The sequence below is a fragment of the bacterium genome (assembly GCA_024224155.1).
Lineage (GTDB): Bacteria > Acidobacteriota > Thermoanaerobaculia > Multivoradales > JAHEKO01 > CALZIK01.
Genome location: JAAENP010000310.1, coordinates 1 through 17,262 on the forward strand (window position 1 = coordinate 1; position 17,262 = coordinate 17,262).

The 17,262-nt window shown below is 64.8% G+C and carries 14 protein-coding genes and 1 tRNA gene; 9 read left to right on the top strand and 6 right to left on the bottom strand.

The window, feature by feature from the left end:
- A partial coding sequence (locus GY769_15995; protein MCP4203420.1) for an inorganic phosphate transporter occupies nt 1-1,075 on the bottom strand: 1,075 nt, incomplete at its 3' end.
- 92 nt (nt 1,076-1,167) lie between these two features.
- Between GY769_15995 and GY769_16000 the strand changes: the two genes are divergently transcribed.
- The 4 genes from GY769_16000 (at nt 1,168) to GY769_16015 (ending at nt 6,763) form a co-directional block, all read left to right on the top strand.
- Nucleotides 1,168-2,376, top strand: coding sequence for an MFS transporter (locus GY769_16000; GenBank protein ID MCP4203421.1), 1,209 nt, complete (start codon nt 1,168-1,170; stop codon nt 2,374-2,376).
- A gap of 224 nt (nt 2,377-2,600) precedes the next feature.
- Nucleotides 2,601-3,830 carry an argininosuccinate synthase gene (locus GY769_16005; GenBank protein ID MCP4203422.1) on the top strand — a complete coding sequence of 410 codons (1,230 nt, stop codon included), beginning with the start codon at nt 2,601-2,603 and terminating at the stop codon, nt 3,828-3,830.
- Nucleotides 3,827-5,203 (top strand): argininosuccinate lyase, encoded by a 1,377-nt coding sequence (gene argH / locus GY769_16010; GenBank protein ID MCP4203423.1) that lies wholly within the window; start codon nt 3,827-3,829, stop codon nt 5,201-5,203. Before GY769_16005 ends, argH begins: the two co-directional genes overlap by 4 nt.
- An 18-nt stretch (nt 5,204-5,221) precedes the next feature.
- A complete protein-coding gene (locus GY769_16015) occupies nt 5,222-6,763 on the top strand; it encodes a hypothetical protein (protein MCP4203424.1) in 1,542 nt (513 codons plus the stop codon).
- Here GY769_16015 and GY769_16020 read toward each other — a convergent pair.
- From GY769_16020 to GY769_16035, 4 genes are all read right to left on the bottom strand, one after another.
- The gene (locus GY769_16020; GenBank protein ID MCP4203425.1) at nt 6,745-7,611 is read right to left on the bottom strand and encodes a class II glutamine amidotransferase; all 867 of its coding nucleotides are present in this window, start codon (nt 7,609-7,611) and stop codon (nt 6,745-6,747) included. The two genes, GY769_16015 and GY769_16020, sit on opposite strands and share 19 nt — an antisense overlap.
- A gap of 3 nt (nt 7,612-7,614) precedes the next feature.
- The gene (locus tag GY769_16025) at nt 7,615-8,100 is read right to left on the bottom strand and encodes a hypothetical protein (protein ID MCP4203426.1); all 486 of its coding nucleotides are present in this window, start codon (nt 8,098-8,100) and stop codon (nt 7,615-7,617) included.
- A 49-nt stretch (nt 8,101-8,149) separates the two neighbouring features.
- The gene (gene aroF / locus GY769_16030) at nt 8,150-10,192 is read right to left on the bottom strand and encodes a 3-deoxy-7-phosphoheptulonate synthase (GenBank protein ID MCP4203427.1); all 2,043 of its coding nucleotides are present in this window, start codon (nt 10,190-10,192) and stop codon (nt 8,150-8,152) included.
- A 530-nt stretch (nt 10,193-10,722) separates the two neighbouring features.
- A complete protein-coding gene (locus GY769_16035) occupies nt 10,723-10,974 on the bottom strand; it encodes a hypothetical protein (protein MCP4203428.1) in 252 nt (83 codons plus the stop codon).
- Nucleotides 10,975-11,157: 183 nt separating this feature from the next.
- Here GY769_16035 and GY769_16040 point away from each other — a divergent pair, with 183 nt between their 5' ends.
- From GY769_16040 to GY769_16050, 3 genes are read left to right on the top strand one after another with little or no spacing between them, the layout of a single operon-like run.
- The gene (locus GY769_16040) at nt 11,158-12,348 is read left to right on the top strand and encodes a toll/interleukin-1 receptor domain-containing protein (GenBank protein ID MCP4203429.1); all 1,191 of its coding nucleotides are present in this window, start codon (nt 11,158-11,160) and stop codon (nt 12,346-12,348) included.
- A gap of 8 nt (nt 12,349-12,356) precedes the next feature.
- A complete protein-coding gene (locus GY769_16045; protein MCP4203430.1) occupies nt 12,357-13,562 on the top strand; it encodes a hypothetical protein in 1,206 nt (401 codons plus the stop codon).
- Nucleotides 13,563-14,969 carry a hypothetical protein gene (locus GY769_16050; protein MCP4203431.1) on the top strand — a complete coding sequence of 469 codons (1,407 nt, stop codon included), beginning with the start codon at nt 13,563-13,565 and terminating at the stop codon, nt 14,967-14,969.
- Between the two features lie 380 nt (nt 14,970-15,349).
- On the opposite strand, the gene GY769_16055 is transcribed toward GY769_16050, so the two are convergent.
- Nucleotides 15,350-15,517 (bottom strand): helix-turn-helix transcriptional regulator, encoded by a 168-nt coding sequence (locus GY769_16055; GenBank protein MCP4203432.1) that lies wholly within the window; start codon nt 15,515-15,517, stop codon nt 15,350-15,352.
- Between the two features lie 214 nt (nt 15,518-15,731).
- On the opposite strand from GY769_16055, the gene GY769_16060 reads away from it, so the two are divergent.
- Together GY769_16060 and GY769_16065 are read left to right on the top strand one after the other, a co-directional pair.
- Nucleotides 15,732-16,427, top strand: a complete 696-nt coding sequence (locus tag GY769_16060; GenBank protein MCP4203433.1) for a hypothetical protein — start codon at nt 15,732-15,734, stop codon at nt 16,425-16,427.
- A gap of 265 nt (nt 16,428-16,692) precedes the next feature.
- Nucleotides 16,693-16,768 (top strand) — tRNA-Ala (locus GY769_16065).
- The last annotated feature ends 494 nt before the right edge of the window (nt 16,769-17,262 follow it).

A 17,262-nucleotide genomic window follows, 5' to 3' on the forward strand; every position in this document is an offset into this window, starting at 1 on the left:
GGGTCGTCAGCCAAGTCGCCGCGATCTTGCCGATCGTGCTCCATTCGAGCTTGCCGTTGACCAACCCGATACCGAAGATCGCCCCGCAAGATACGTGGGTCGTCGACACAGGCACACCTATCCGCGACGCTCCCAGAACCAGAACAGCGGTCATCAGATTGGCGGTCAGCCCCTGACCGGTGTTGAGCTCGGTGATGTGCTTGGACATGGTCTCGGCGACCTTGCGCGAGTGCAGCCATCCGCCGGCGGCCATGGCAAGCGCGACCGCGCCCAGCACTGGCGTCGTCAGCGAGCTTCCGAGCGCCACCACGCCAAAAAGAAGCGCCGCGATCTTGGGGGTGTCATTGACCGCCCGCGCGAAGCACACCGCTCCGGCACTCAGGTAGTGAACGAAGTCCACCGCTCCCTGCGCCCGGATCCCGAACACCCGACCGGCATACCTCTCGACGCATTCACTGGCCTGCCCGACACCGACCTCGATGGCCGGAGCTCCAGCCAACGCTGACATTCCGACCGCGCCCAACGGAACGAGCTCTCTCTCGCCCCGTTCTCCGACACAGACGCAGGTCTCCTTCTCGACCTGCAATCGCTCGCGCGCGAAACGGAAGACGACATAGAGCAGCGCCGTGAACGCTATCGAGAGCAAGGGGCTCAGGAGAAGCGGCTGCGCGAACTTCGTCGCCAGCGCTCCCCAACCCACTCCCGAGGTCCCGGCTGCCGCCAGGCCGGCACCGACGAGCGCACCGGTCAACGCATGCGTGGTCGAAGTTGGCATGCCCAGAAACGTGGCCAGGAGAATCGTCGCGGCACCCGCCCCGGCGACGGCCACCAGAAGGCCCACCCCGAGAAACTCGTCGGGCACCAGCCCTTTGCCGCGAAACGCACTGACCAGCTTCGAAGCAAAGGCCACCGAGAGCACGCTCCCGGCGAGCGTAGCTCCGGTGGCCCAGATCAGGGCCGTCCGGAAGGTCGTCGTGCCGCTGCCGTAGAGCGTCGCAACACCCTTGAAGTTGTCGTTGGCACCGTTTGCCCAGGCCAGAAAGAAAACGCAAACGACCAGCAGCACGAGCAACATAGCGGGCGACCCTATCAGCTGCTATACGCGCGGCCGTCCGCCGCGGTTCACAGCTACAATGCCGGCACCCAACGGAACTCGACACTCCCGACATGATTGAAACTCATACGCCCCGCTCGCTCGGGCCGATCGCCTCGATCTCGGAGCGGATGCTGCTTCGATCCGGCTTTCTCCTGACCGGAGTGATGGCCGTGGTCCTGGGCCCCCTCATCCCGGTGCTCGAGGAAGCCTGGGGCATCGACCACGCCCAAACCGGCTCCCTTTTTCTGGCCCAGTTCACCGCCAGCTCGCTCGGAGCGATCGTATCCAGTATCAACCTGCGCCGGAGCATCGTCACCGGCTATGCGCTCTCGGCGGTTTCGCTGTTCGGACTCGTTCTCGGCGGCTGGCCTCTGGCCCGTCTCTTCATGGCGGTTTCGGGATTCTCACTGGGCCTCTTGATTTCGGGCTCCAACCTCACGGTCGCCCGCTGGAACCCCGAGAACCGGGGTGCGGCGCTTTCTACGCTCAACCTCATCTGGGGCATCGGAGCGATGATCTCGCCTCTGCTGTTCGCCGTGTTCGCGGACTCGCTCGGCGCCTTCGGGCTGCTCAGGCTTCTTGGACTGCTTTCCGTTGGTGCAAGCCTGGCCCTGGCCTTCAAGCTCCGCAATCCCGCGATCGCCGACACCACCGAAGACGGCGGGGCACATAGCGCCGGCCCGTCGGTTCCGATGCTCTCACTGGTCGCCGCCCTGCTTTTTTTCTACGTCGGCACCGAGATCTCGATCGGCGGCTGGTTGGTGGCGCTGTCGGACCAGTTCTCGGCAGAGCGCTCGGCGCTCTCGTTGATTATCGGCTCCGGTTTCTGGGCCGCGGTCTTGGTGGGCCGAGCCATCGCGGCCATCGCACTCCGCCGCCTCACCGAGACGGCCGTGTACTCAGCTTCGTTGCTCGTGGCAGGGACCGGCGCGGTCGGTCTATTTCTGGCTGACTCCCGCGCAGCCGTTGCCGGAGGCGCACTTCTCGCGGGCCTGGGACTCGCGGCTCTGTATCCGCTGACCATCTCGATCCTGGCGGCGGTCACGGCTTCGGGCCGATCCCGCTTCGCCGGCTTGATCATGGCCTGCGGCGGCTTCGGCGGAGCGGTCCTGCCCTGGTTGACCGGTCGATTGTCCGAAGCCTCGGGCGAGGCCTCGGCTGCCGTCGAGAGCTCGCTGAGCCGCGGCTTCCTCGTCCCGATCGCAGGACTCGTCGTATTGGCCGCTCTCTTCGCGACCTATCAGACCGTCCGGCGCGCTTCCGGGTGGCGGCCATCCTGACCTTGCTCCATCTTGACAGGCGGCAGGGGCGGCCTTATGGTTCGCCCTCCATGGGCGTTCTTCAGACACTCTGGGCTCGACGCGAACGGCGATCGGCGGTGATTGCCGGTAGCCGGCGGTAGCCGGCGGCCCGGGGCATCCATGACCTGAGAACCCGATCCTCGTTCGAAGACATGAGCCCCCGGCCGCAGAGGCCGGGGGCTTTTTTTTTACAGGGAGTCGCCATGAGCAACAAGATCACATTGGCCTACAGCGGCGGGCTCGACACGGCCTGCATTCTCCGCTTCCTGCAGGAGCGCGGCTACGACGTGGTCGCGTTCGTGGCCAACGTCGGCCAGCAGGAGGACTTCGCCGCCGTCTCGGCCCGCGCCCGCGCCCAGGGAGCCAGCGACGTCGTCGTCGGAGATCTGCGTCGAGAGTTCGTGAGCGATTTCATCCTTCCCGCCATAGCCGGCAACGCGGTTTACGAGAATCGCTATCTGCTCGGCACGGCCCTGGCACGCCCGTTGATCGCCCAGCAGCAGGTCGAAGCGGCGCGCGCCTGCGGCGCAACGACCCTCTCTCATGGCGCAACCGGGAAGGGTAACGATCAGGTTCGATTCGAGCTCGCCTATGCGGCCCTGGCTCCCAACATGACCGTGGTCGCGCCCTGGAAGGACCGCGAGTTTCTGGAGCGCTTTCAAGGTCGCAAGGACCTGCTTCGCTATGCCGCCGAGCAGGGCCTCGACATCGACGTGACTGAGAGCAAGCCCTACAGCACGGACGAGAACCTGATGCACTGCAGCTACGAGGCCGGGATTCTGGAGGATCCAGCCGCCGCCCCATCCGATGAGATGTTCCGCTTGACGCGCTCTCCGCTCGACGCGCCCGACCAGCCCGCCGAGATCACTTTGAGATTCAGTGACGCCCGACCGGTGGCACTCCTGGAAGAAGGTGGAACCGAACCGATCGAAGATCCTCTGGAGCTCTATCTGCGCCTCAACGAGCTCGGCGGCTTGCACGGAGTCGGTCGTATCGACATCGTCGAGAATCGTTTTGTGGGAATCAAATCGCGGGGCGTCTACGAGACTCCCGCCGGCACGGTTCTCCACGCCGCGCTTCGAGACCTCGAAGGCATCGCCATGGACAGGGAGGTTCTTCGCCTTCGCGATAGTCTGTCGCCCAAGTTCGCCGAGTTGATCTACAACGGCTTCTGGTTCAGTCCGGAGATGGACTTCATTCGCGCAGCGTTCGCCCAGGCCCAGGAGCTCGTCGACGGCGACGTTCATTTGCGCCTTTCCAAGGGCCGGGTGAGTGTCCGCGGCCGGCTATCGCCCAGCTCTCTCTATGACCAGAACCTGGCCTCGATGGACGTCGAGGGCGGCTACGACGCGACCGACGCCCGCGGCTTCATCCGCATCAACGCCCTCCGTCTCAAAGCGCACCGAATGATTGTCCGTACGGGAGACCGATGAGCACCCTGTGGGACCGCGGAAGAGCGCCGGTCGACGAGCTCGTCTCGCGCCTCACCGTGGGTCGAGATCCGGAGCTCGACCGCGAGCTCGTGGCCTTCGACGCTCTGGCGAGCGCCGCGCACGCTCGCATGCTGGCCGAGATCGGCGTGCTCACCGAGGCCGAGCTGGCCGGCCTGGTCGCCGAGCTCCGGACTATCGCGAAGGAGGCGGCGACCTTCAAGATCGAGCCATCCGAGGAGGACGGCCACACCGCCATCGAAAACCGGCTGACCGCCAAGCTCGGAGAGGCCGGGCGCAAGATCCACACCGGGCGCAGCCGAAACGATCAAGTGATCGCGGCCCTGCGGCTCTGGGGTCGGGAGGCGGTCCTGCATCTCGCCGAGCAGTTGCTGAGCCTGGTCGAAACGACCACCAAACTCGCCGCGGAGCACAGCGAAACCAGCATCGCGGGCACCACTCACACCCGCCAGGCCATGCCGTCCACGCTCGGCCACTTCTTCGCCGCCAACGCCGAAACGCTGCTCGACGAGGTGTCCTGGCTGCGCACGGCCTACGATCACTTCAATCGCTCTCCGCTGGGCAGCGCCTCGGGCTTCGGCGTGGCCCTGGATCTCGACCGCGAGCTCGTCGCTCGGCTCCTGGGCTTCGACCGAGTCCAGGTCAACACGCTGGCGGTCCAGAACGACCGCGGCCGAACCGAGGCGCTTGCCCTGGCAGTCGCCGCCTCGATCACGACCGACCTAGGCCGGCTGGCCTCGGACCTCATCCGCTACTCGACCGAAGAGCTCGGTTACCTGGTGCTAGGCTCAGATACGACGACCGGATCGAGCATCATGCCGCAGAAGCGCAATCCGGACGTCCTCGAGATCATCCGCGCTTCGGCCGGGCGCTGTCGAGCACTCCACGCCGAGGTCACCGGCATCTACGGGGCCGTCGGTGTCGGCTATCACCGCGACCTTCAGCTGACCAAGGAGCCCTTCCTGCGAGGCCTGCCGCTGGCCACCGACTGCTGCGCGGCCATGGTGCGGGTGCTCGAAACGATCACGGTCGATCGCGAACGCTGCCGGCAGGCGATCCTTCCAACAACTGCCGCGACCGATGCTGTCTACGCGCGGGTGGCCGAAGGTGAAGCATTTCGGGACGCTTACCGGGAGGTGGCAGCCGACCCGGAAACCGCCTACCCGCCGGCAGCCGCCACGGACCCAGAAGACCCGGCCGAGAGCTGGCGCGCTCGCCGGCACCTCGGCGCGCCCGGTGATCTGGATCTCGCCTATCTGGAGACTCGACTGTCGGCGGCCCGGGATTGGCTCGAAGGAAAGCGGGCCGGGATCACGAAAGTCTGGCGCGCGTTCGAGAGTGGTCACGGCCCATAGCGCCGGATCCCGCGGGGCTTGACCGGAGCCTTCCAGAAGGCGTACAACAAGAAGTGGGGGCGTGATCCGCCCGTGAGCCGTATACCCATCGTTCGGCACTACGAGCCCGCAGCGAGCTCGGAAGCACTCGACCGAGCCCGTAGACTCGCACGGCTGCTTCTCGATCAGCAACCGGACCTCCAGCCCGGACCCTTGGTGCGGCAATCGACCCCTAAGGAACTCCTCGACGCGCCGACACTGCATCTCGACGACCTCTCGAGCATCCCGCTTCTGAGTCGATTTTATGACGTCACGTGTGTACAGGATCGAGCCCGGCTGCGTGCCGATAGCGGCGATCTCGTCGCGGTATGCGGCCGGCACGTGCCCGAGTTCGAAGCGTATTCCTCGGCGCAGCTCGGTCTCGGCTCGGTGTCCTGGCTGAACGCCCGATCCAAGAACCCCCTGGCCGTCGCGAGCGCCTGCTGGACCGACAAAGAGATTCGCCAGCGCCTGCTCCAGGAGGTCAAGGCGGATCGGCTTCGCTACCTGCATCCGCACATGGCAACGCTGCCGGTCTGGGTGCTGGCCACGAAGTTGAGCCGTGCGGCCAACCGAGCAGTCGAGGTGATCGGGCCGCCACCGTCGCTGACCAAGAGCGTCAACGACAAGGTCTGGTTCGCCGACATCGCCAAACGACTCCTCGGACCGGACGCCGTCCTGCCCACTCATCATGTTTGGAACTACGCCACCCTGTCACGACTGGTTCGCGAACTGGCGGCTAATTCACGCGAGCTGGTGATTAAGATCCCGGACTCGGCCGGCGGCGCCGGAAACCTAGTCCTGCGCTCGGTCCGATTCCGCACCCTCAGCCTGGCGGAGATCGGTGCGTCTCTCAAGACCCGCCTAGCCGACCTCGAATGGGAGGGCAGACAACACGTGCTGGTCGGAAGCTGGGAAGCAGACGTCCTGTCGGCTCCCTCCGTTCAGATCTGGGTTCCGCCTCCTGGCGAGGGTTTCCCCATCGTCGAAGGCCTGTTCCAACAGATGGTCTCCGGCAGGGAGGGCTTTTTCATGGGCAGCCGAACGGCTCGCCTGCCGCAAGCGCTCGAGCGAGTTATCGTCGAGAGGGCCTGGCTCCTGACCGTTCTCTTCCAGGAGCTGGGCTACATCGGGCGCTGCTCGTTCGATCTTGTCCTCGTCGGCGAGGACCTCGAGAACTGCCGGGTGTGCTTTGTCGAGTGCAATGGCCGGTGGGGTGGCACCTCTCTGCCGATGACCCTCATGAACCGGATCTTCGGCGACTGGCGACGACAACCCTACGCCACTCGCGAAACGAAGGTAGAGGGACTCGATCGGCTCAGTTTCAGCGACGTGCTCGACATCCTGGGTGAGGATCTCTACGACATCCGCACCGGACGCGGCCATCTCCTGGTCTTCAACCCCAGAGGTCTCGAACCGCGCTCGAGCATCCACATCATCGCTCTGGCTGACAGCTGGGATCATGCCGAGCAGGTCGTTCGCCGGGAAGCTCGCGACCGGCTCCGGCTCGCGATCGACTCGATTCACCTCCTCAACGGGTGAATCCTGGCTTCGAGGCCCGCCCCGACGGCTACGACCGAGCCGTCCGGAACCTCGCGCCAATCCTCCTGGGAGATCGGCTCCGAGGCAACCACCGTGGCTCGGTAACGGGCCTCCCCCTCTTGGTGAACGTGCGGAATGCCGCAGATCTCGCAATCGCGGACACCGTCGCGCTCGAGCAGGTGAAGGTCACGCTGCCAGCGCGATGCCAGGAGAACGTTGCCGTCGGTGAGCAAGAAGTTCAGCATCGCCGGTCTCGATCGCCCGCCGGCGGCGCTTCGCCTCTCGAGCTCCAGAACCGATTCCCCCAGAAGCAGGGCCAGCTCATCGGCGTCACCAGGTTTTGAGCCGGCGGCCTCGGAGCCGACGGCCTCGATGTCGACTCCCGCCTTCTCGAACCGGCTCAGCAACCAGTAGAACGCGCACTCGCTGTCGGTCGTTCCCCGACGCAACGCGGCCAACCGCGGCGCGATCTCGGGCTCCATCTCGGCCTCGAGTCGATCGAAGGGGCGAACGGTGCCGTTGTGGACAAAGACCCACCGGCCGTAGGCAAAGGGATGGGTATTCTCGAGGGCTAGCTCGCCCACGGTGGCATTGCGCACGTGGGCAATGACTGCCCGCGAGTAGACGTTCTCGACGGTGGTCGCAAAATGAGCGCTTTCGTACGCCGCCGTGACGCGGCGCTCCACGATGGGCTTTGAATCGTTGAAAAAACCGATGCCCCACCCGTCGGTGTGACTGCCGCCACGAGCGTCTCGTTTGCTCTGCGCCATGAGCGCGTTCTGGGCGTAGATCAGAGAGCACTCGACCTTGGTGTCCTGGTTGGCTCGGAATCCGTAGAGCCTGCACATGTCCTAGCGGCCGTACTCGCTCCAGAGCTGCTTCTCGTGCCTCAGCTCGACAAGGCGCTCGAGCAGAGCGGACTGTCGAGCTTCGTCGAGAGCATCGAGGTGAGACAGGAGCGTGCCGCAAGAGACGGCATGATTCAGTGTCGTTTCGACGGCCTCCATGAGCCTTGCCTTGTCGTCCTCGGTCAGCGGCTCCGGGCCTCTCGATCTCAGCTCCGCGATCGCCTGCTGACCCTCGGTGTGCTCGTCATAGAGCCGGTTCACATAGTCGTTGCCCAGCACGGCGCGGAGCGTAGGGTAGAGCTCCTCTTCCTCGAAACGCATGTGCGGACCGACCGCCTCGTCGACCCGCTCGGCCGCGGCGACCGCGGCGTCGAGGTCATTCGAGCCGAGCCTTTGCAGGATCTCGGTCAGCCCCTTGAGCAAATGCTGGTGATCTTCGAGAAAGGCCAGTTCGAGCTCGGACTTGGCGGACAGTGTCTTGGCGCTCATCGAGTCGATTCTACGCTTTGGGAGCTCGTGGGCGGGGTCATCGAAAGGTTCAGGCCGGACTCATGATTCTCCGCATGAGCTCGACGAAATCGGGGAATCGCAGAGCTTGCGGGCCGTCGCTCTTGGCCTTCTCCGGCTCGGGGTGAATCTCCACCATCATGCCGTGCGGGCCGACCGCATGAGCCGCGATGGCCAGCGGTGACACCAGGTCGCGCTGTCCCGCCGCATGCGACGGGTCGACGATGATCGGCAGATGGGTCATCTGCTTCAGAATCGGAATGGCCCCGAGATCGAGTGTGTTTCGCGTCGAGGTCTCGAAAGTTCGTATGCCGCGCTCACAGAGCATGACCTGGTGGTTGCCCAGCGCCAGGATGTACTCGGCCGCGTTGAGTAGCTCGTCGATCGTCGACATCATGCCGCGCTTGAGCAGCACCGGTCGGTCGACGTGCCCGACCTCCTTGAGCAGGGTGAAGTTCTGCATGTTGCGCGCGCCGATCTGCAAAACGTCAACCTGCTCGGCGACCGGGCCGACGTCGGCCGGCGCCAGCACCTCGGTGATGACCTTCAGGCCGTACTCGCGGCCGGCCTCGACGAGCAGGTCCACGCCCTCGTAGCCGAGGCCTTGAAAGCTGTAGGGCGAGGTCCGGGGCTTGAAACACCCACCGCGCAGAATCTCGCCCCCGCACTCCTTGACCAATCGCGCACAAGCCATGATCTGGTCACGCGACTCGACCGAGCACGGTCCGGCGATGACCACGAAGCCGGAGCCCCCGATTCGAACGCCGTTGACATCCAGAACCGTATCGCCCGCGCGGCCGTGCCGGCTGGCCAGCCGATAGCTGACGTCGATCTTCGGAACTGCCTCGGCCTCCGAAGACTCGAGCGCGGCATCGGCGATGGCCTCCGAGTCCACCACGGCCGCAACGGGAACATCCACCGCCGGCCGGGTCTTGGGCTGATCGTGAACCGGATAGCTCCCCAAGATCTTCAAGTAAGCGGTTGCCCGGCGCAGATCGTCGAGCGCGAGCTCCACCTTGGGGTCGGAGAGTCGGCCTTCGAAGTCGACATAGAACATGTACTGAAACGGCTGGCCCTTCTTGGGCCGGCTCTCGAGCTTCGCCAGATTGATGCCGTGCCGGTGAAAGACGTCGAGTGCCTTGAGCAAAGCGCCCTCGGTGTGAGGTACCGTGACCACCAGCGAGGTTTTGCAGCGGATCCGCTCGTCGACAGCAATCGGCTTCTGCGCGACCACGAGAAAGCGGGTGAAATTCTCTTTCTGATCGGCGAGATCGCGCCGGAGCAGGTGCAACCCGTGCAACCGGCCCGCCGCCTCGCTGGCGATCGCGGCCTGCGAGATGTCTTCGTCCTGTTTCACTCTTTCAACCGCCATCGCGGTATCGGTGTAGTACTCGAGGCGGCAGTGGTCGAGTCCCGAAAGGAACTTCATGCATTGAGCGAGCGCTTGCGGCTGGGAGAGAATCCGCCGGATCTTATGGAGTGGAACCTCTTCGACCGCGAACAGGCAGTGCTCGATACGAAGAAGCTCCTCCCCGACAATTGAAAGAGAGGTTCGGGTCAACAGATCGTAGACTTCGTTGATGCTCCCCGCGGTGGTGTTCTCGATCGGAAGCACGCCGTGGTCGACGAGTCCCTCTTCGCAGGCCCGAACGACTTCGGCAAACGTCGGGTAGCCCATAAAGGACGTCTCGTCGGCGTCCTTGGAGAAGAAATTGCGTGCGGCAATCTCGCTGTAGGAGCCGACTGTGCCCTGGAGGCCGACTCGCCGCCGCACCGAGCTCTCGGGATTCGCGACCTCCAGAAGATGCCGCTGCTGGGAGCGAACCGAGTCGTCGATGATCTCGTGAAACACGCGAGTCACGAAGTGCGCGTCGAGCCCCTGCTTTCGCCCCTCGGAAATCAACTCGGCGAGGAGCTCCTTCTCGCGCCCTTCGTCACGGAGCGGCCGATCGGCCCCCTTGGCACGCACCACGTGCTCGACCAGTGAGCGACGTCTGGCGAGCGCCTCGAGAATCCGCCTGTCGATTTCATCGATTCGGGACCGAATCCCGTCGAGATCTTCGCTGGAGCCCAAAGGGTATCTCCTGTTGCCGGCCGCGCCGACTCGGGTCCGTCCTCCAGACTATCGTGACTCTCTGAGCGGAGATACTCAAGTCCCATACTCTGGCAGCCCATCCGGCGTGGGACAGGAGCGATCCTGACGTCGGGAGAAGGGAGAGTTCGTGATCTCCCGGGTGTTTCCAGAAACGCCGGCCGCGATGCGGGGCTTCTAGCGGGTGAGGCCACCTCGGTATCAGCTCAAGGCGAAAGAGCGACCAGATCTTGGCTGGGACGCAGGGAGTCCTTTCGGTTGGCCTGGCAAGACCGTTCAACGAGGGCGTCCTGCCGGTAAACTACTGAAATACAACGATTTGATGCCTCCGGGATTTTCGGCTCTTTTACTCCGCTTTCGCCTCTTCGACTCGCCTCACCCGGCCTGCGACACAAGACTGTGTCACACGAGCAGTGCCCCCTCAAGGCTCAGTCCGATGGACACAACCGGACAGAATCGGACACCTCGGGCGCCAGCCGGCAGAGGTCCCATGGTGAAAGGCGCAGCCGAACTCACTCCTCATCAGCCGGTTCTTCGTTAGGCCATATGAGGAGACCACCATCTTCAAGCATTTCGATCACCTCTTCTCCGGCAGCCGCCATGCCGAACCGTCGACGGAGCCGATCCTGCCTGTCTATCTTATCGATGATCGCGTCCTTTCGAAGCTCGTCTGGATCGTCAGACCCGACGGCGCCGACGCCAAACCGAGGAAGAATCTCGAGCACTCTCAGAGCAGTTCTTACATCATCTTTGGCTGCCTTCATCGCCGTCTTCACCGCAGCGTCTCGGAGCAACAAGAGATCGGTTCGATGCTCTTCTTCCAGTGAACCCAAGGCTCGGTGGAGTGCAGCTTGGAACTCAAAGTCCTTCTCGCTGAAGAACCACCGACAACAATCGAGTCCGGTCGCCTCGATATTCCTTGGTAGGGTATCCGCGAGGCAGCCGGCATGAGTCAGACCTTCGAGATCTCGCACTACCTGACCGAGATCAAGGTCGGTCCGTATCTAGAGGCCGAACCGTTCACGCTCGACCAGAACACCCAGATCCTCGAGCTAGCCGGCGGTAGCACCACTTACAAGGGTAAGGAGAAACGGCTCGTCTTCACCGAGACCGAGGGCCGACTCCGCCGCGAGGTGCGGTTCGCGGAGGACAACCGCTGCAAGACCCCGTTCGAAATCCGCTACGCGACCCGCGAAGACGGCGCCTTGGTCGCGAGCCACAACATCCCAAACAAGACCGACGACAAGACGCTCTCCGGCTTCCTGGTCGGCGCCAGGAGGTACAAGCTAAAGTTCACGCCGCCGAACAAGAAGCCTTGGCCCTTCCTCCGGCTCGACATCTACAAAGGCTTCGACGTGGGCAACCGGAACGCTCACTTCCACCTGGACGACCCCCTTGCGGAGGACCTCGATTTCAAGCGGAACTATCGCCGGATGACCTACGTCCTGGATCTCTCGGGCTTCCGCCAGGCGAATCCGCCCTTCCGGCAGCGGCAGGGCAAGCAGCCGCGCCTGTGGCTCTCCCCCAAGCCTCCGCCCGGTGAGGTTCACGAGTGCCTGCACCGTGCCGCCTACATCCTCAAGCACCCCCGCGAGTACGCCGACGGCCTAGTCGGGCCCGACGCCGATTCTCGGCCGGACGAGTGGATCTGGACCTGGAAGCTGCGGGACGTCACCGGCGGCTTTGTGGACATGATCTGGGAGGACTTCCTGATCGCGCCGTACGACGTTTTCGTTTCCCACGCCAGCGAAGACAAACCGGTCGTCCGTGAGCTGGTGGCGAAGCTCGAGGCGGCCGGCCTCAAGGCCTGGTACGACGATCACGAGCTCAAGATCGGCGACGATCTGACGCAGATCCTCTACCGGGGTGTCAAGTTTTCGCGCACCGGAGTCGTCGTACTCAGCCCCAGCTTCTTCGCCAAGACGTGGACCGTCAAGGAGCTGGAGTGGATCTCCTCACTGCAGGGCGCGGCGAAGACGGTCCTGCCGGTCCACCACGAGATCTCCGTCGACGAGGTGGCGCGCCAAAGCCAGGAGCTGGCCAAGCTCAAAGGCGCCACCACCAGGGACGGGCTCGATCCGGTGGTGCAGGGGATTGTCGACGTGATCGACCAACTGCCGGGCACGGCGCAGGGCTGACTCTCGACGTGCACGGAGATTCGGGATCTCGGGACGAGTCGCTGCCGGCGGTCACGGACACCGCGGTCGACGCAGAGCGCCACATCGAAGGCACCTGGGTCTGGCGGTTCCAGCACGCGCTCGACCCGGACTCGCCGCCGTCCGTGGCTACGGCCGTCCTTGACCCGAGGTGGCTCGAGCCCGGGCGGTTCCCGTCGCTCCCCGCCCGGGTCGAGCTGCCGGCGGAGATGCCGGTCGCAGAGGAGCTGCCGGAGACCACCCCGGCGATTCCGGTCGAGGAGGCAGGTTCGCCCTTCCTGAGATCGCTCGGCGACAGCATGACGGACCAGTGGGGATTCCTCTTCGAGCGGGCCTCGATAAGAGCCGCTCCTGGCCCGCCGAACGTCAACACCGCGACCCGCTACGCCTACAACACCTTCGCCGTCCGACAGATCGCGCAGCATCTGGAAGAGCGGGGCCGCGACGCCGCGCGGGTGTTGCTCTGCACCGCCTACGAGACCCCTGTGCACGAGCTACTGGAGCACCCCCGCGTCGCCGAGGTCCTGGCGATCGAGCTCTCGCGCCAGGCCTGTGAGGTCGTCTCCGAGAAGTACTCCCGGCACGCGAGCGCAGGCAAGCTCCGGCTGCGCCAGGCGGACTACTCCGGTCTCGAGCCCGGATTCCAGGAAGTCGAAGCCGATTCGCTCGCGGAGGCCCTCGACGATCGCGGGAGACCGAGTCTCGAGGCGGTCCGGAAGCACTTCTCGAGCATCGCGAGCGGCCGCTTCCTCTCGCCTCTGGAGTTCAACTCCGGCTCCTTCGACGCGGTCCACCTGCCGTTCGTCCTGGGATCGCTCCATCTCGGCGCGCTGACGGCGTTGATGGGGCGCTGCCGGGCCGAGGGCCACGAGATCGGCCGCGACTATGAGGGCTTCATCGGCAAGGCGGCGCTGGAGACGGAAGAGGCGCAGCGTGCGGTCCGGACCGTGATCGCGCACGCGCTGGGTGAGACCCGGCGCATTCTGAGGCCGGGCGGAGTTGTAGTCGTCAACCTGTGGGCGCGGCCGCGTCTCGGATCTCCCGAGCTGATCCGGCTCTCCGACACACCGGTCTCACGAACCACCTTCGAGGAGGTGTTCCAGGGGTTCCGGCGGTTGTTCTCCGGCAATCCGCAGCCCGACCTGCCGAGGACCGTGGGACACATCCTCGCCCAACGCCTCGCCCCGAGCGGCTGAGTGCCCGGCCCGATCAGCAACTCCGAAACGGCCGGCTTCTACCGGCGGCGGCTTGCGCCGGTTGTCGCCGGCCGCAAGGTGATCCTTGCGGTCGGCTCCCTGACCGACTCCGCGGCCTGGCTCCGGCTCCTCCACGACCTCGGCTCCGAGCCGCCCTTCCTGCTCGTTGAGAGCCTCGGCGCCGGCACCACTCCGGATGGGCCGGAGCTCCGGTATCGCGTGGTCGGCGCCGCGGGAGCCCCGCACCAGCTCGGCGCGTTCAAGTCCTACCGCGCCGCCCTCGGCGACCTGCCGGAAGTGGCGAGGCGGGAGCTCGACGCCTACGACCCGAACCGGGAGGCCCTCGTCCTGGTCCGGGCCCAGCACCAGCCGCCCTCGGTCGGCGGCCGGCAACCGTTCGCGCCGCGCCCCGAGGTATGGCAGCGCCTCGAGGACAAGATGACGGCGCACGAGCTCTGGAGCGCGGCGGAGCTGCCGCAGGCGCCGTGCCGGATTGTCGAGGCGACTGGCGCCGGTCTGCTCGCGGCGAGCCGGGAGCTCGATCGCGGCGATGGCGTGGTCTGGTCCGGCGACGATCGCGAGGGGTACAACGCCGGCGCCGACTTCGTGCGGTGGGTGCGAAGCCGCGAGGACGCCCGCTCCTGCCTGGCATTCTTCCGCCGCCACTGCGACCGGGTCCGCGTCATGCAGTTCCTCGAGGGACAACCGTGCAGCGTCCACGGCATCGTCTTCGAGCGCGAGGTGGCGGTCTTCCGGCCGGTCGAGCTGGTGGTGCTGCGGGAGCGGGGCTCCTGCGGCTTCCGCTACGCGGGCAACGGTACCTATTGGAGCCCGCCACCGCCGCATCGGGAGGAGATCCGGGGCTTCGCGCGGCGGCTCGGCGGCGTTCTCCGCGAGCGGGCGGGCTTCCGCGGTGGCTTCACGCTCGACGGCATCTTGACCTGTGACGGTTCGCGCGCCACCGAGATCAACCCGCGCACCGGCGCCGCCCTCTGGACGATAGGCGCCAGCATGCCGGAGCTTCCGCTCGAGCTGCTCGAGATGTGCGTTCGGCGCGGGCTCGACCTGGACCACCGGCCGGGGATGCTGGAGAGTCTCGTACTCGAGGCGATCGACGCTTTCCCTCGCGGCGGCGGCTGGTCGATGACCTCGGCCCCGCTCGAGAGCGGCGCCAGGCCTCTCGCGTACGGAGTCTCCGGCTTCCGATTCGCGGCGCCCGGTGAGCGCGCCGACGCCCTGCTCGAGACCGGACCCTCGGGCGTGGGCGGCGTCGTTCGCGTCGGCCTCGAAGAGCGGATCGCCGGCCCGAAGGGCACGATCTCCGCCCGCGTCGCGGAGGCGTTCGCCTTTCTCGACCGCGAGGTCGGCACCGGCTTCGGGCCCCTCGACGCCCCACGCTTTCCGTGATCAAGCTCCCAGCGGGCCGACCCGCACCGGCAGGGCGGGCTTCTCGGCCGGCGGCCTCTCGAGGGAGCCTACTCGAGAAGCGGCTGGCACTAGTGCTCGAAGTGCTGGGCCAGAGCCCGGTAGAGGACCGTGCGCTGGGGACGGCGTGGACGATAGACGCGAGGACTCGCAGCTGCAGCGACCGACTCCACCCTGAAGGGACAAGACGGAGTCGGTGGCGGCGAGCTTGCGTTCGAACCACGACGACAGGGCTCGGACGAGCGGCCTTACACAGGTGGGCAAGGCCCCGGTCGGGACTTGGCCAAGAAATCTGGTTGACAGATTACGTCCGAGATGTAGCCCTTATCGGACGTGACGCGCCACTAGATTCGAACCACCTGCTAACTCAACGCAACCGTGTTCTCGATCGCAATACCGAGTTCGTCGAGAAGGTCCTTCACGAGTCTTCGACACCGGAAGAACCGAACGCTCCGGCCTCTCTCCCAGTCTCGAATCGAGGTGGGGTCGACCCGTAGATGCCGTGCCAGTTCCCTCTGTGAGTAGCCCAGTCATCGTCGAGCAGCCTTCAACCCCTCCGAGAGCTTGAAGCTCCATATCCTGGGTCCGGCCCAGGAGGAGATCCACGGTGTGAATTTGAGCTTCTCGATCCTGATTTCGTGGCCTACCCGTATGAGGCCGCTCATCCGAGCCCTGACTCCGAGGTTCGAGCGCAAGGTCGCGACCAGCGATTGCGTCCCTTCTCTTCAGAGAGCGTGAAGGCGCGTGAGTTCGATCTCCGCCCAGCTCTTCACAAGACCGCAAAAACTGCGGGTTCTTGCGGACATCGTCGAGCTCCGCTTGGGGCAGCTCACCTTGCTCATCGTGATGGATCATGCCGAAAGCCGGCTTAAAGACGCTGTCCGGTTCATCAATCGAGCCACCCATTTCAGTTGCCTGATTGCAGAGGTGACTCTCTTTGAGGCCGGCGATCAGGAGTTGGTGGCCGTCGATCTGTACGGTCAGGAGATCGTCGATGAGAAACCCCCAGTGGGCGGCACCCAGAAGATGGACCGCGCGACCTTTGTAAGGGTAAAGACAGGCAGTGGAAGAAAAGCGGAGGCGGAGGCCTTCGTGGCGGCTTTCGAGAGCTTCGAAGCAGATGGCGGTGCCACGTATGCCTCGCCTGCGGGCTTCTACATTCAGGGCCAACCATCGCTGCCTTTCCACTATCTCGCGTGGCTGGCTAGCACTGAGAAGCTAGAGATCTGGGCACCCGGGGATCTGTATGAACTCGTCAAAGCCCACCTCAAATCGACACCCTCGCCTTGGCAGGATCGGATTGAGGTCAGGACGCTCAAGGAAGGTGGACAGTTCGGAAAAGTTGCTGATGTCGACGGATCTCAGGTCACGAAATCAGACGATTTCCTGAACCTATTCCGCTACTACCTTTCGGCCCCAACCGAGTCTGTCGGGCAGTGAAGAGCGATCCCCTTGTGGGGCAGATCCTCTGAACCGAACCTCCGCAGTCACAGGCGACCGCGCCGTGTTTGCTCTGTGTTTGCTCGGCTCCCTGGAGATCGCTGAGGATCTGCCGGGTAATCCACCCTAACTCTCTGATTCCTTGGAGGTTGGCTCGCCGAGCGGATCTTGAGCCGACGGCCGAACACCGTGACATCTGATCACCGTGTCGGCCGACCCGCCAGAGCCCCGGCTACACTCCCGCTCCCGCACCAGGGGGATTCCAGGGATCGTAGCTCCGTTGGGAGAGCGCTTGAATGGCATTCAAGAGGTCGTCGGTTCGATCCCGATCGGCTCCACCAATCAAACGGCCCGGATCAGCTCCGCTGCTATACTCTGTCGGACTCGATAGTCTCTCTAGGGGCCAAGGGCCGGCTCCAGTCTCTCCTGCCGCTGCGCCTCCAGGGGCAGCAGCTGCGCTCCTACCTGGACTTCCTGAGCAGCCATCGCTACCGGCGTCGCGGCGCCCTACCTCCCACCGCCATTTCAACATGCCCCGTCCTCGGATTGAGATCCAAGCCTCGCCGCTAGCACCCGAGAAGCCTCTCGCCTGGCTAGATGCCCCGACCCGGTTCGGAGGGCTATCGAAGTTTCTCCGCATAGAACGCCCATCTCAAATGGCCTTCTGGATCCTCTTTGCTGCGATGGCTTCCCTCATACTCTTGATTCGGATATCCAATGTGTTCACCTACCATCCTGTCTTCGCAGCATATGGGGCGGTAGTTGGAGCGCTTATCATCGCCCGTTATGTGTTCTTTGCGTTGTACAACCCCCCCCTTCTACCGCGTGACGTTTA

What these genes read in the sequence shown, in the direction of transcription:
- GY769_16000 (MCP4203421.1), top strand. Translation starts at nt 1,168, where the DNA reads ATGATTGAAACTCATACGCCCCGCTCGCTCGGGCCGATCGCCTCGATC.
- GY769_16005 (MCP4203422.1), top strand. Translation starts at nt 2,601, where the DNA reads ATGAGCAACAAGATCACATTGGCCTACAGCGGCGGGCTCGACACGGCC.
- argH (MCP4203423.1), top strand. Translation starts at nt 3,827, where the DNA reads ATGAGCACCCTGTGGGACCGCGGAAGAGCGCCGGTCGACGAGCTCGTC.
- GY769_16020 (MCP4203425.1), bottom strand. Translation starts at nt 7,611, where the DNA reads ATGTGCAGGCTCTACGGATTCCGAGCCAACCAGGACACCAAGGTCGAG.
- GY769_16025 (MCP4203426.1), bottom strand. Translation starts at nt 8,100, where the DNA reads ATGAGCGCCAAGACACTGTCCGCCAAGTCCGAGCTCGAACTGGCCTTT.
- GY769_16035 (MCP4203428.1), bottom strand. Translation starts at nt 10,974, where the DNA reads ATGAAGGCAGCCAAAGATGATGTAAGAACTGCTCTGAGAGTGCTCGAG.
- GY769_16040 (MCP4203429.1), top strand. Translation starts at nt 11,158, where the DNA reads ATGAGTCAGACCTTCGAGATCTCGCACTACCTGACCGAGATCAAGGTC.